Source organism: Bradyrhizobium genosp. SA-4 str. CB756 (genome assembly GCF_000473125.1).
GTDB lineage: Bacteria > Pseudomonadota > Alphaproteobacteria > Rhizobiales > Xanthobacteraceae > Bradyrhizobium > Bradyrhizobium arachidis.
In genome coordinates this window covers 4,180,759-4,194,521 of the sequence record NZ_KI421499.1, presented here as the reverse complement: position 1 = coordinate 4,194,521, position 13,763 = coordinate 4,180,759, and the positions used below count along the sequence as shown (strand labels likewise).

The 13,763-nt window shown below is 63.8% G+C and carries 14 protein-coding genes; 12 read left to right on the top strand and 2 right to left on the bottom strand.

Features of this window, described 5'->3' with window-relative positions; all coding sequences use genetic code 11:
* Positions 1–21: 21 nt before the first annotated feature.
* The 3 genes from BRAGE_RS0120760 (at position 22) to BRAGE_RS0120745 (ending at position 3,161) form a co-directional block, all read left to right on the top strand.
* Positions 22–783 carry an SDR family NAD(P)-dependent oxidoreductase gene (locus BRAGE_RS0120760; protein ID WP_027557121.1) on the top strand — a complete coding sequence of 254 codons (762 nt, stop codon included), beginning with the start codon at positions 22–24 and terminating at the stop codon, positions 781–783.
* Between the two features lie 259 nt (positions 784–1,042).
* The gene (locus BRAGE_RS48930) at positions 1,043–1,246 is read left to right on the top strand and encodes a hypothetical protein (protein WP_035729922.1); all 204 of its coding nucleotides are present in this window, start codon (positions 1,043–1,045) and stop codon (positions 1,244–1,246) included.
* 622 nt (positions 1,247–1,868) lie between these two features.
* A complete protein-coding gene (locus tag BRAGE_RS0120745; RefSeq protein ID WP_027557124.1) occupies positions 1,869–3,161 on the top strand; it encodes a c-type cytochrome in 1,293 nt (430 codons plus the stop codon).
* A 14-nt stretch (positions 3,162–3,175) separates the two neighbouring features.
* Here BRAGE_RS0120745 and BRAGE_RS0120740 read toward each other — a convergent pair whose 3' ends face one another.
* Both BRAGE_RS0120740 and BRAGE_RS0120735 read right to left on the bottom strand, forming a co-directional pair.
* Positions 3,176–3,469, bottom strand: coding sequence for a hypothetical protein (locus BRAGE_RS0120740; protein WP_231164334.1), 294 nt, complete (start codon positions 3,467–3,469; stop codon positions 3,176–3,178).
* 4 nt (positions 3,470–3,473) lie between these two features.
* Entirely contained in the window at positions 3,474–5,444 is a 1,971-nt protein-coding gene (locus tag BRAGE_RS0120735; RefSeq protein ID WP_027557126.1) for a 4Fe-4S binding protein, read from the bottom strand.
* A gap of 64 nt (positions 5,445–5,508) precedes the next feature.
* Here BRAGE_RS0120735 and BRAGE_RS0120730 point away from each other — a divergent pair, with 64 nt between their 5' ends.
* The 9 genes from BRAGE_RS0120730 to fdh3B all read left to right on the top strand — a co-directional run bounded on the left by BRAGE_RS0120730 (position 5,509) and on the right by fdh3B (position 13,739).
* Positions 5,509–6,351 (top strand): biotin/lipoate--protein ligase family protein, encoded by an 843-nt coding sequence (locus BRAGE_RS0120730; protein ID WP_084334098.1) that lies wholly within the window; start codon positions 5,509–5,511, stop codon positions 6,349–6,351.
* Positions 6,352–6,359: 8 nt separating this feature from the next.
* Entirely contained in the window at positions 6,360–6,899 is a 540-nt protein-coding gene (locus BRAGE_RS0120725) for a DUF6505 family protein (RefSeq protein ID WP_027557128.1), read from the top strand.
* Positions 6,896–7,903 carry a DUF6352 family protein gene (locus BRAGE_RS0120720; RefSeq protein WP_027557129.1) on the top strand — a complete coding sequence of 336 codons (1,008 nt, stop codon included), beginning with the start codon at positions 6,896–6,898 and terminating at the stop codon, positions 7,901–7,903. Before BRAGE_RS0120725 ends, BRAGE_RS0120720 begins: the two co-directional genes overlap by 4 nt.
* Positions 7,900–8,415 carry a DUF3305 domain-containing protein gene (locus BRAGE_RS0120715; protein ID WP_027557130.1) on the top strand — a complete coding sequence of 172 codons (516 nt, stop codon included), beginning with the start codon at positions 7,900–7,902 and terminating at the stop codon, positions 8,413–8,415. Before BRAGE_RS0120720 ends, BRAGE_RS0120715 begins: the two co-directional genes overlap by 4 nt.
* On the top strand, positions 8,412–9,029 hold the full coding sequence (locus BRAGE_RS0120710; RefSeq protein WP_027557131.1) for a DUF3306 domain-containing protein: 618 nt from the start codon (positions 8,412–8,414) through the stop codon (positions 9,027–9,029). The genes BRAGE_RS0120715 and BRAGE_RS0120710 overlap by 4 nt, the downstream gene beginning before the upstream one ends.
* Positions 9,030–9,157: 128 nt before the next feature.
* Positions 9,158–9,937, top strand: a complete 780-nt coding sequence (locus BRAGE_RS0120705; protein WP_027557132.1) for a molecular chaperone TorD family protein — start codon at positions 9,158–9,160, stop codon at positions 9,935–9,937.
* Between the two features lie 29 nt (positions 9,938–9,966).
* Positions 9,967–10,185 carry a twin-arginine translocation signal domain-containing protein gene (locus BRAGE_RS0120700; protein WP_027557133.1) on the top strand — a complete coding sequence of 73 codons (219 nt, stop codon included), beginning with the start codon at positions 9,967–9,969 and terminating at the stop codon, positions 10,183–10,185.
* 2 nt (positions 10,186–10,187) lie between these two features.
* Positions 10,188–13,130 carry a formate dehydrogenase subunit alpha gene (locus BRAGE_RS0120695; protein WP_027557134.1) on the top strand — a complete coding sequence of 981 codons (2,943 nt, stop codon included), beginning with the start codon at positions 10,188–10,190 and terminating at the stop codon, positions 13,128–13,130.
* Positions 13,131–13,142: 12 nt separating this feature from the next.
* Positions 13,143–13,739, top strand: a complete 597-nt coding sequence (gene fdh3B, locus BRAGE_RS0120690) for a formate dehydrogenase FDH3 subunit beta (protein ID WP_011088224.1) — start codon at positions 13,143–13,145, stop codon at positions 13,737–13,739.
* Positions 13,740–13,763 lie beyond the last annotated feature (24 nt).

The window sequence follows — 13,763 nt, the reverse complement described above, 5'->3', positions numbered from 1 at the left end:
ATCAAGAAAAGGAGACGGGTCATGGATCTAGGACTGAAGGGCGCCAAGGTTCTCGTCACGGGAAGCACCAAGGGAATCGGCCGCGCGATCGCCGAGACATTTGCCGCCGAGGGCGCCGATGTCGGTGTGTGCTCGCGCAATCTGGCCGAGGTCGAAAGCACGGTCGCCGCGCTCAAGGCCAAGGGCGTGGCGGCCTTTGGCGGTGCGGTCGATGTCGCCGACGCGGCGGTTCTAAAGACCTGGGTCGGCGATATGGCGTCAAAGCTCGGCGGCATCGATGTCGTCGTCGCCAATGTCAGCGCGCTCGCGATCGGACAGGACGACGAAAGCTGGCAGAAGGAATTTTCGACCGACATGATGGGCACGGTCCGGCTGGTCAATGCGGCCATGCCGTATCTGGAGAAGAGCGCGGCCGGCGCGATTGTCACGATATCAAGCGTCTCCGGGCGCGAGGTCGATTTCGCGGCCGGCCCCTACGGCACCTTCAAGGCGGCAATCATCCATTACACGCAAGGGCTCGCCAATCAGCTCGCGGGGAAGGGCATCCGCGCCAATTCGGTCTCGCCGGGCAACACCTATTTCGAGGGTGGGGTTTGGAACATGATCAAGGACAACAATCCAGAGCTCTACAAGACCGCGCTGGCGCTTAATCCGACGGGACGGATGGGGACACCGCAGGAAATGGCTAACGCCGTGGTGTTTCTCGCGAGCCGCGCGGCGAGCTTCATCACCGGGACGAACCTCGTTGTCGATGGTGCATTGACGCGCGGCGTCCAGTTCTAGCGAGGGCGCAATCAGAGCACGCGGAACTTTGCCAGGACGCAGTGAACGCTTGTTGCCGCCGACCATCTGCGTCGCCACTAGGGGCGGCCGCAATCGAGCAGAGTGTATGGGCATCCTGCTATAGCGGATCCTGACTGGCGCGAAGGGCAGCCGGCGCAACGATGATCAAGAGAAAGAGAGATGTGAGGGATCTCACACGGGGATTTCGACTCTTGCACTAGTCAGAGCTTCGACTCTCGTAGAACCGCTGGAGGTTCGCATGAAGCTTCTGATGATCTCTGGCCTGGCCGGGCTGGCCGTTTTCGTCGCTGCGGCGAATATGGCATCGCATCCATTACCGGCGGGTCGCACATCGGTAGCAGGGATGCCCCCTTTGCAAGAGATGCAAATGCAACGAAACAAATTGCCGGTTGAAGATTTCGCAGATCGATCTCTTGTGTTTCCAAGGGAGACACCGCAGTGAGAACAGCGCCGGCGCGTCTCAACTGATAGTGATCGAACCGGACGACTTGGTCGGCTCGTATGCCTTCGAGCAGGTTCGACGCGCCAAGCGGCTGGCCGGGGCGCGACTGTCGCAAGCACTGCTCAAGGACTCATGAAAATCGGGGCAATCCCGATGGGGTCGCCAACCAGCCCCACGGATTGAAGCCGCGCGCGGTGGACGTCGACTTCAAGGGCAGCCAGGAGGAGGGCTAACACTGCGACGACGTAGACCAGGAGTGGCGACGCGTGCTGCGTGCCGGGATCACGATTTCGCGGCGGCAACGCGCGAAAGTGCCGCAACCGCGAGATGAGCTGCAAATAGGCCTTCAGGTGTATTTGCATATCCGGCCTCGGTCTGTGAGGCGCCTTTGGGAAGACTGCGACCGCGTAGATCGCCATTCAAGGCGCCGCTTGTCGCACCTGGAACCCAACACGAGCTACCCTCGTTGAGCTGGATCAAATGGATGCGCTCTTGCCCACAGGCCAAGCCTGTCGGCCATCGATCGATGGCGGAATCGACGGACGTCCGGCATTTGGCCGTGGCGCGAAAGCCGGGCAGAATGGCACGGTGGGCGCTTCGCCGTGACTGTCTCCGACGGCCAATGGATTTGACATTGCGTCTCGCCACCGCCCTTCTGACGGCATCGCTGCTCCTCCCGCTGCTGCCTGCGCAGGCGCAATTGGCGGGGCACGGCGGGCCTGTTCGCGCGATCGCCGTTTCAGCCGACGGCAAGACAATCTTGTCGGGCAGCTTCGACACTGCCGCGATCCGATGGTCCCTCGCAACCGAGTCCGCCGAGCAGGTCCTTCGCTTCCATTCGGGTGCGGTGAATGCGGCTGCCTTCCTCGGCGATGGACGAATGGCAACGGCTGGTGCGGACGGCCAGATTGCTATCTGGACGCCGGGCCGGCTGCAACCAGATTTGGTTGTCGCCGGGCATACGGGACCCATTGTCGGGCTCGCCGTTTCACCCGATGGATCGAAGCTGGCATCCGCCTCGTGGGACCACACCGTGCGGATTTCATCGCTGTCCGACGGTGGGACGAGCGTTTTGGAAGGTCACTCGCAAGGTGTGAACGGCGTGGCCTTTGCTCCCGACGGAAAATCGCTGGTGAGCGTTGGCTACGATCTGACAGTGTGCATTTGGCCTCTGCCGGGCGGCAGCCCCGAGATCGTTACGATGCCGGCGCCGCTGAATGCGCTCGCCATCGCGCCCGATGGCGAAATCCTCACCGGTGCGGCAGACGGCAAGCTGCGCATGATGACCGCCGATGGCAAGGTGAACGGCGAGGTCATGGTTGGCGCCAGGCCGATCGTGGCGCTGGCGATCTCGCAAGACGGTGTTTTGATCGCCGCAGGGGCGATTGACGGCACCGTCGCGATCGTCGATCGCAAGGCGCGCAACGTGATGCGCACGATCGCTGGGTTCGGGGCGCCGGTCTGGTCGGTTGCGTTCTTGCCCGATGGTACGACGCTCCTGACTGGCGGTGCCGACGGCAAGATCAGGCGCTGGAATGCGCTGACCGGAGCGGCGATCGGGTCGAGCGTACTGGGTACACCGGTGGATCCGCTCGCTTCCTATGCCGGCGATCACGGCGCCGAAATCTTCAGGGCCTGCGTCGCCTGCCATACATTGTCGGAGGCTGAGGTGCAGCGTGCCGGACCGACGCTTGCGGGACTCTTCGGCCGGAAGATCGCCTCGCTTCCGGGCTATCACTTCTCCGACGCGCTCAAGGCGATGGATATCGTCTGGACGCCGGAGACCGTCTCAAGACTGTTCGAGATCGGGCCGAACGCCTACACACCCGGCACCAAGATGCCGGAGCAGCACATCGGTTCGGCCGAGGACCGCCGCGCGCTCACGGACTTTCTGGCGCGTGCGACGTCGAAATAGCTGGCAACAACGCTCTAATACCCCGGCCATTGCTCCACGGGCATGTTTGTTAGCTCCGGGTTCTCCTTGAGCATGCGGGCGACGTCGATGCTGGGATGTTCCTTGAGCGCCGTCACGACACATTGGTTGACGTATTTCCGGCGTGACAGCCACTTGATCTTCTTGCCCTTGGCCTCGGCCTTGCAGGCGACGATCGCCCGTTTGAGCGCGACCTTTTCCACCTTGGTGAGGGCGGCGGCCTCGACGGCCGTGCCGGCAAGGGCCGTGATGGCAAGGCAGGTCGCAACACCCATCATGGAACGAGGCATGCGGCTATTCCTTTTTCTCGCGTTGACGCAGATAGTCATCCGTCGTCCGTGGTGGTGCGCGTTCCGGAACGTCCTGGATCGGATCGAACTGCTCTTCGCTCATGACAATGACGCGACAATCGGCGCACATCCGCAAGGCTTCGGTTCGGCGGTCCCCGGTGGGATACATCCAATGGCGCCCCTCGAGCTTTGTCGCGATCCGATCGATGGTGCTCTTCACGCCGAAAGGCGTGCCGCAGCGAACGCAAAGGGCCGGTTCTTCTTCCTTGATCACGCGCGCCGGCGCGCGCCTGGTCCGGAAGTCGATCTGCGGGGTGAGCGTGATGACCTTCTCGGGACAGGTGCTCTCGCACAGACCGCACTGCACACAGGCGTCCTCCACGAATTTGAGGACGGGATGCTCAGGATCGGCGCGAAGCGCGCCGGTCGGGCAGACAGAAACACACGACAGGCACAGCGTGCAACCGCCGGCGTCAACGGTGATTGCACCGATCGGTGCACCCTCGGGCAAGGCGATCACGTCGACCGGCTTTGGCGCGAGACGATGCAATTCACTCAGGCCAAAGCGGAGCAGATCGCCCCGCTTACCGACTGTCCGGAAAGTCGCTGGATTCTCGAGACCGGCGAGGGAACCCATCCCCGTCAGTTGGTCAGCCAGGGTGTCGGGATCGTCGGTTTCGATCGTGGCCACGCGGCGGCCGTCAAATCCGAGCCCGGCAAGGATGGTCTCGGCCATGATGATCGTCTGCAAAAGTCCGGACACGCCGTGTCGCGGCTTGGCGCGTAGGAGGAACCGCACTGCCGCCGCGCCATACGCGAATGCGCCGATAACGGCCTCCAGGCCGACCTGCGTCAACTCGTTGACGGCGAAGGGAAGCACGTTGGCCGGCAATCCGTCGCCATGACGGGCGAGCGCATCGATCAGCGGCGTGCCGTGCTGGCTGTCGTGCAGCAGCAGCACCGGATGGGTGCCGCCGGCCTCGCGATAGGCGAGCAACATGGCGCGAAGGATCTGCAATTGGGTGTCTGCGGGCGGCAGCGCGTAGGATGCAGCTCCTGTGGGGCAGGCGGCCGCGCATTGCCCACAACCTGCGCAGACTTCTGCATTGACCGCGACATGGTCGCCGTCCGGCGCAATCGCGCCGGTAGGGCATAAGTCAAGGCAGCGATGGCATCCGGTCAGCTTCGAGCGCGAATGCGCGCAGAGGCTGGGTGTGAAGTCGATATATCTCGGCTTGTCGAAACTTCCGACGAGATCGCGAGCGGCAAGCACCGCGCGCAGCACCGCCGCGGGATCTCTCGGATCGGCGCGGAGATAGCCGTCCCGCAGGTCGTGCGCGGCAAATAGCGGTGGCTCGCCGGAGAGGTCGAGCACCAGATCGCAACGCGAGGTCGCCCCGTTGCGCCGGGCCTCGAATACGAAGTGGTCGCGCGAAGAGGGGCGCGGTCGTGCGTAGTCGTCGATCGTGAGCTCGAAGGCACCAAAATGTCCCCGCGCGTTGCGGATCGTGCCTGTTACGATCGGAAACACTGCCGCGGGAGGCGGCGTAACGTCTGTCGGCTGCCTGAGCATCACCGTGACATCGAGATGGTCTGCGAGCAGCCGCCCGGCTTCGATCGCGGCCTCGTCGCGTCCATAGATCAGGACGATGCCGTCGCTCGACAATGTGACCAGCGGATAGTCGGGTGCGGGAATCGCGGCGGCCGCCAGCAGAGCGGCCATCTTCGCACCCGCATTGGCGCCGTCGTGCGACCAGCCCGCCGTCTCGCGGATGTTGACGAAAGTGATCCCGTTGGGGAGGTCGCCGGCCTCTTCGGTGAACTGGGCAGCCTGCTGCGTGCAGGCGACCGTCAGCGGACCATCCGCCTTTGCCGCCTTGCGGAAATGATCGAGCTCCGCGCCGCAGAGATGGCGAAAGCTTCTGATCTCGCAGTTGGGGCATCCCCGCTGGATCGCAGCCGTGTCAAGACGCATCGTGTCTTCGCACGAGCAGATCAGGACGGTCTTCGCTGGCTGGTCCAGGTGAATCCCTCCGTCAGTGCGGCGCCGACTTACGGACTCGCGCCGTTCCTGCACCTCGTATAGATTTTCACTATCGGGAAGAAAAGGAAAGTGGAGGACGGCCTTGCGGTCGACCCCAACCAGCCACGTTTCCCTGGCGGAACCGATCCATCTGCCGCCGCCCTTCACGCTCGTCCGGTTGCGCGAGAGCGGAGACGCCTTTGCCCATGCTTGCCGCATTGCACCCAAGCACGGCGCCGGCACATTGGTGTGTGTCGGGCGGTTCGATCTCGCCGAATTCGCCGTGGTGCTCGAGCCCGGCGAAAACTTGAGCACCGCGCGGCGCGCCTTCTACGCCGGCATGGTCGCGCTCACCGACGCTCTTCGCGCCTATGCGCCGCCTAACAAGACGGTTGTGATCGGTTGGCCTGGCTCCGTCGAGATCGACGGCGGGCTCGTCGGAGGAGGGCGGATGGGGTGGCCATCGTCCGCGCGCGAGACTGAGCGGCCCGCATGGCTGGTGTTTGGCGCCATGATCCGGACCGTCGCCATGGCCGATCAGGGACCCGGCGTTCGTCCGCTCGCGTCCGCGCTGGATGAGGAGGGGTTCGGCGAAGCGGGCGCCGACCAGGTGACCGAGAGTTTTGCACGGCACCTGATGCGGGTGATCGATCGTTGGCAGGTCGATGGCTTTGACAGCGTCGCACGCGACTATCTCAGCCGGGTTCCCCATGAGCGGCGCACCGTCGTGAGGATCGACGAGGGCGGCGACCTCCTCGCGCGTCACGTCGGTACCGGCAGGGTTGAGCGGAGCGAGCTCGTCAAAGCGCTCGCCGCACCATCCTGGCTCGATCCGAAACTCGGAGGGCCAAGGATGTGACAAGAGCCCTGAAACTGCTGCGCGCCATAGCGCTCGATCCCTCCGACACCTTCGTGTTCGACGCGGCGGCAGAGCCCGGCGAATGGGTCGTCTCCGGCGCGTTCCGCTTCTGCGACCAGGATCCGGCGACTTTGAGCGGCAAGGCGCGCGCGGCGTTTCGCAGCGGCCTCCTCGGGGTGCAATCCTGGGGCTGGTCGACGTTGGCGCAGATCGTGCCGGCAACGGAAAGCGACTGCCGGGCGCTGATCGAGCTCCTCGCCGGGCAATTCATCGATCGTTTCAGCGCGCCGGATCCGGCAACCGCGCGGACGGCCGCCGAAGAAGAGGTCGTCTTTGTGCAGTCGCTCTGCACGCATCCGATCAGTTCGCTCATTGCCGTCCACCGCTCGGTGAGCGACGGCGAAATCCGCGAGTCGTTCCGCAGGCTGCAGCTGCGGCAGGGACAGGGGCACGGCAAGGCGTTCTCGTTCATGGAAGCCGAGGATGACGTCGAACCTGACAGCAATGTCAGGCTTGCCGATATGGGCCAGGAGCCGCAGATTCGATGAATGATTTCTGGATCGCATGCGGCCATCATCTGCTCGACCGCGAGGCGGGCGGCGGGCTTTGCGTCACCGACGAGTTCCTGAAGGCCTATTTCGTCCGGCCCGAGCTGATTCCGCCGGACGACGCATGCCCGGTCGAGCGGCGCCTGCACCGCGAGTTGCTTGTTGCTCCCCGCCGGGCGGTCAGTGTGGATGAAATCGCAGCGATCGTTGACGCGGATGCCCGGGAGAACTGGCGGCTCGTGCTTGCCGTTCGCGATCTCCTGGTGAGACATCGGACCCTGGAAGCCGCCTATCTTGCAGCCGTCCGGTCGGGGACGAACGGTTTGCCGCCGCTGTTCGTCAATCAACTCGTGCATGTCATCCTGCGCAATGCGCTGGATGGCTGCGATGACCCGTTCGTGCTGCGCGCAGCTGAGCTATTCTTCCGCCAGCAGCGCATCCTGCCGCAAGAACGGGCCCTGCTGCTCGGCGACGAGGAGGTCGTCGGTGGGCGGAGCCCGACCCCGGTGCTCTCCCTGATGTCGATGCTCGGGGCCGTGACCGATGCCGAGCTGGACGTCCTGAGCGAGGGCAATGCCGACGACTACTGGCACCGAAGCGACCATTTCGACATGGCTTTCGAGCTCACCGCGGGCGGGCGCGGGCCGAGGGCGTTGGCGCGTGCGATGGCGCGCTGGATCTCACATCTGCTCGGGATTGACGTCGATATTGAGCCGCTGCGCGAACTGCGTGATGCGCGGCTCACCTGGTATGTTGGGCTCGACCCCGATGCGACCAGGCTCGGCGACCGTCTCTGGCATGGTGAACAACTCGACGACCGCAGCGCCGGCCGTGTGCTTGCACTGTTCAGCCTGACGTTTGCAGATACGAGTGCAGTCGCGGACGAGATGCAGGGCGAGCCGGTCTATCTCATTCTGTCGATGAACTCCGATCAGCAGCTCCGGATGAAGCCGCAGAATTTGCTGACGGGGCTGCCGATCAAGCACCTGGAGATGGTGACGTGAGCCCGGCCGTGCTGCCGCTAATGTGCATCCCCGTCGGCATCGTGGTCGAGCGGTACAAGGCGGACTCGCCCTGGACTGACTTTGTCTGGCGCGCCGTCGCCGTGCTGCCGGACGAGCCGGACACAAGGCCCTGGACGGTTCTGCGCGAAGAGAGCGGCAGAACGCTGTTCTATGCCGGCAGTGCTACGGTCGATCTCTACAGTTCCGAGACGGCGCGCTATCGCGACAATCTCGCTTCGGGTAGCCCGAGCATCTGGACCGTGTTGACGCCTGCGGAGGGCGCTTGGCCCTATTCGGTGGCTGCCGCCACCGCCGATCCTGCGGAAGGCGAGGCGTTCACGGAGTCCGGCGCGAACCTGGTCGAGGCCGTCCCCATGCCGGAAGCGCTGCGTGAGCAGATTGAAAGCGTCGTTGCCGAGCACCACGTCGAAAGGGAATTCTTCAAACGCAAGCGGCGGCAGGCCGATCCGGAAGCGCTGGCGAGCCGGCAGCAAAAAGGCGGACACGAATGAGTGAGGATAAGTTCCTGGCGCGCTGGTCCCGTCGCAAGCAGGAAGCAAAGGCGAACGCTCGGCAACCCGATCCGGCTATGCCCGACGACATGCAGTCGGCACCACCGCCTGCCGTGAAAAACGACGAAGCAGAGTTTGACCTTTCGAGCCTGCCTTCGATCGACTCGATCACGTCCGTAACGGACATCAGGCAATTCCTGCGCACGGGGATTCCGCAGGAGCTGACGCGTGCGGCGCTTCGTCGCGCCTGGAGTGCCGATCCCGCCATTCGCGACTTCGTCGGGCTTGCGGAAAACGCCTGGGACTTCAACGATCCGACCGCAATGCCGGGCTTTGGCCCGCTGGATTGCTCGGAAGCAGAACTGGCCGCGTTCGTGGACAGAATCTTCGGCGGCCTCAGCAAGGCAGCCGAGATGCTGCCTGAGACTCCGGTTGAAGTCACGGATTCTTCGCCGGAATTGCAGCAGGTCGAGAGATCGAGTGTTGAGATCGTCGTCGAACAAGCCGCGCCCGCACCTGTTCCTGCTGCATCGCAACTAACGGTGGCTGAAAGCACTGGAGGCGAACAGCCGTCGAGTCCTCGCCGCACGCATGGCGGAGCGCTACCCCGCTAGGCTCCGACGAACGGCTATAGCCTCAGACTATGGGAGGCGATTGACCCTCCGTTGGGCCGGGACTACGCTTGGTCTAGCGCTTTGTAGCGAAAGCAAAATCAGCACCCGGGACTTGGATGGAGGTCCACGTGCGTGATGATGGCCTTGAGCGAGCCATATGCGCCGCTGGCGGCGTTGCAGGACTCGCGCGCAAAATCGGCATCAGCCAACCCTCCGTTTCGAACTGGAGCAAGGTGCCAGCACAACGGGTGATGGCGGTCGAAGCGGCCACCGGTGTATCGCGCCAGGACTTGCGGCCTGATCTGTACAGCGAGCCGCTTGTGTCCGAAGAGCTGATTGAACCCGTCGATGCGGCGCGTGCGCGAGAATATCTGCTGCTCGCGACGCTCTTGTCCTCGGCACCGTCTAGAAGGCTGCTCGATCAACTGGCCGCATTGAACGGTGATGCGACGCCGCTCGGGTGCGCGCATGCCGGGCTGGCCGCAGCCGCCGCCAATGCAGTCGCAGCCAAGGTCGAGCGCGAACATTTCGATCTGTTCGTCGGTCTCGGCCGCGGCGAGCTGTTGCCTTATGCCTCCTACTACCTGACGGGATTCCTCAACGAGCGGCCGCTGTCGCGCCTGCGCGCCGATCTCGCCGCGTCCGGAATCGAGCGCGCCGCGAATAATTCGGAGCCGGAAGATCACGCCGCCATCCTGTGCGAGATCATGGCGGGCTTCGCGGGAGGGCGCTTCCCGGCGTCGTTCGAGGCGCAGCGCGCGTTCTTTGACAAGCATGTCGGGTCCTGGATAGGGCAGCTGTTCGCCGACATCGAGCGCGCTGAGAGCGCCATCTTCTATCGTGCGGTCGGCGCGCTCGGCCGCGCCTTTATCGAGATCGAGAGGGAAGCATTCACGTTCGCCAACTGACCTGCACCGGCAGGTCCAGGAGAGATGCGATGAGTGAAGACGAGAAAACCACAGTCGGGCGTCGCGATTTCCTGCGCAAGGTCGGCGTCGGCACGGTCGGCGCCGGCGCGACGCTCGCGGCACCGCTGGTCGGGTCCGCGCAGGCTGATAGCGAGACCAGCGATGAGAAGCGCAAGGCGCGCTACAAGGAAACCGATCACATCAAGGCCTTCTATCGCGTCAATCGTTATCCGGCCAAGGGAGGTTGACCGTGCTGATCAAGCGAACAAACGAGCGTTCCTTGCGCCATGGTTCCGTTGCCGTGTCCCTTGCGGGGCAGGCCGGCGGTCTCGACCGCCGCAGCTTCTTGCGCAAATCCGGTCTTGCCGGCGGCGCGCTCGCCGTGCTCGGCACGCTGCCGGTCGGCGGCGTGCGCAAGGCGGAGGCGGCGATGGCCGGTCCGCTCACTGCCGGCGCGACCGTCCGCAAGAGCGTCTGCACGCATTGCTCGGTTGGGTGCACGGTGACGGCTGAGGTCCTGAACGGGGTATGGATCGGCCAGGAGCCGAGCTGGGATTCCCCGATCAATCGCGGATCGCATTGCGCCAAGGGCGCCTCCGTGCGCGAGCTCGTGCACAGCGAGCGACGGCTGCGCTACCCGATGAAGCTGGTAGACGGGCAGTGGACCCGCGTGTCCTGGGACACCGCGATCAACGAGATCGGCGACAAACTTCAAGCTGTACGTGAGAAGTCGGGCCCCGATTCCGTCTATTGGCTCGGCTCGGCCAAGATGACGAACGAAGGCGCTTACCTGTTCCGCAAGCTCGGCGCATTCTGGGGAACCAACAATACCGATCACCAGGCTCGCATCTGCCATTCGACCACCGTCACCGGCGTCGCCAATACCTGGGGCTACGGCGCGATGACCAACAGCTACAATGATATCCGTAATGCGAAGACGCAGGTCATCCTGGGCGGCAATCCGGCAGAGGCGCATCCGGTCTCGCTTCAGCACCTGCTTGAGGGAAAGGAACTGCAAAAGGCCAACTTCGTCGTCATCGACCCGCGCCTGACGCGCACGGCCGCGCACGCGACCGAATATGTGCGGATGCGGCCGGGCACCGACATCCCGGTGCTCTACGGCATGATGTGGCACATCCTCCAGAACGGCTGGGAAGACAAGGAATTCATCCGGCAGCGCGTCTACGGGTTCGACGATCTCCGCAAGGAAGTGGAGAAGTGGACTCCGGACGAAGTCGAGCGTGTCACCGGCATTCCCGGCGAGCAGCTCAAGCGCGTCGCCAAGATGTTTGCCACCGAGAAGCCGGCCACGCTGATCTGGGCCATGGGCCAGACCCAGAAGACCGTGGGCACCGCTAATGTGCGCGCCAGTTGCATCCTGCTGCTGATGACCGGAAATGTCGGCGGAGCGGGCATGGGAGCCAATATTTTCCGTGGCCACGATAACGTGCAGGGCGCGACCGACGTCGGGCTCGATATCGTCACGCTGCCGTTCTACTACGGCCTCGCCGAGGGCGCTTGGAAGCACTGGTCGCGGGTTTGGGAGGTCGATTATGACTTCCTGAAGTCTCGCTTCGACTCCAAGCAGATCATGGAAGCCCCCGGCATTCCGCTGACCCGCTGGTTCGAGGCGGTGACGCTGCCGAAGGATCAGATCGCGCAGAAGGACAGTGTGAAGGCGGTATTCGTGCAGGGACACGCCTCCAACAGCATCACCCGTATCCCTGAATCTCTTAATGGCCTGAAGGCGCTCGAGCTGCTCGTCATCGCCGATCCGCATCCGACGACCTGGGCCTCGCTCGCAGTCGAGGCGGGACGCAAGGATGGAGTCTATATTCTTCCGGTCGCCACGCAATTCGAGTGCAAGGGCTCGCGCGTCGCCTCCAACCGCTCGCTGCAATGGGGCGAGCAGATCGTGAAGCCGATCTTCGAGTCGAAGGATGATCTCGAAATCATCTACCTCTTGGCGAAGAAGTTCGGCTTCGCCGACCAAATGTTCAAGAAGATCAAGGTCGAGAACAATCTTCCTGAAGCAGAGGATGTACTTCGCGAGATGAACCGCGGCAGCTGGTCGACCGGCTATTGCGGGCAATCGCCCGAGCGCCTCAAGGCGCACATGAAGAACCAAGCCAAGTTCGACATGCTGACCATGCGGGCACCCAAGGACGATCCCGAGGTCGGGGGCGATTATTACGGCCTGCCCTGGCCGTGCTGGGGATCACCGGAGGTCAAGCATCCCGGCACGCCGCTGCTCTACAATACCAATCTGCATGTAATGGATGGCGGCGGCACGTTCCGGCCGCGGTTTGGCATCGAGCGCGAGGAGAAGCTGCCGGACGGCACGACGCGTAAGGTCAGCCTGCTCGCGGATGGCTCGTACTCGCTAGGGTCGGCCATCCAGGACGGCTACCCGGAATTCACGCTCGCCAGCCTGAAGAAGCTCGGCTGGGATACCGAGCTCACCGAAGCGGAAATGGCCGTGATCAACAAGGTCAACCCCGCAACTCCGGACGCGGTGTCGTGGTCGCTCGACCTGTCGGGCGGCATCCAGCGCGTCGCGCTGGCGCACGGCTGCGTCCCCTACGGCAACGGCAAGGCGCGCATGAATGCATTCGGCTTGCCCGATCCGATCCCGGTCCACCGCGAGCCGATTTACACGCCGCGCGTCGATCTCGTTGCCAAATATCCGACGCTGCCCGATGCCAAGCAGTTCCGGGTGCCGAATATTGGCTTCTCCGTGCAAAAGGCTGCAGTGGAGAAGGGAATTGCGAAACAGTTCCCACTCATCCTGTCGTCCGGCCGCCTGGTCGAATATGAGGGCGGCGGCGAGGAGACCCGGACCAACCCGTGGCTCGCCGAATTGCAGCAGGACATGTTCATCGAGATCAATCCTACCGACGCCGCCGACCGCGGCGTCAAGGATGGTGCCTGGGTCTGGGTCACCGGTGCCGAGAACAATTCACGGGCAAGGATGAAGGCACTCGTCACCGAGCGGGTGGGCAAGGGGGTCGCCTGGATGCCCTTCCACTTCGGTGGCTGGCTTGCGGGCAAGGATCTCCGCGGCAACTACCCGAAGGGCACCGACCCGATCGTGCTCGGTGAAAGCGCCAACACGATCACCACCTACGGATACGATCCCGCGACGAACATGCAGGAGACCAAGGTCACTCTCTGCCAGATCGCGGCGGCATAGGGAGCAACGACGATGGCACGTATGAAGTTTCTCTGCGACGCCGACCGTTGCATCGAGTGCAACGCCTGCGTCACGGCCTGCAAGAACGAGCACGAGGTCCCCTGGGGTATCAACCGCCGCCGGGTCGTCACCATCGCCGATGGTAAGCCGGGCGAACGATCGGTCTCGATGGCTTGCATGCACTGCACGGATGCGCCGTGCGCTGCAGTGTGCCCGGTGAACTGTTTCTATACCACCGCCGATGGCGTAGTCCTGCACTCCAAGGATCTCTGCATCGGCTGCGGCTACTGCTTCTACGCCTGTCCGTTTGGCGCGCCGCAATATCCGAAGGTTGGTAATTTCGGCTCGCGCGGCAAGATGGACAAATGCACCTATTGCGCCGGCGGCCCCGAGGCCGATGGCAGCAAGGAGGAATACGAAAAATACGGTGCGAACCGCCTGGCCGAGGGCAAGCTGCCGCTGTGTGCCGAGATGTGTTCGACCAAGTCGCTGCTCGCCGGCGACGGCGAGATCATCGCCCAGATCTACAAGGAGCGCGTGCTGAAGCGTGGCTATGGCTCAGGCGCGTGGGGCTGGAAGACCGCCTATCGCGAAACAATCGAGTCCTGAAGGCGCCACGCGCCGTGGCACAAA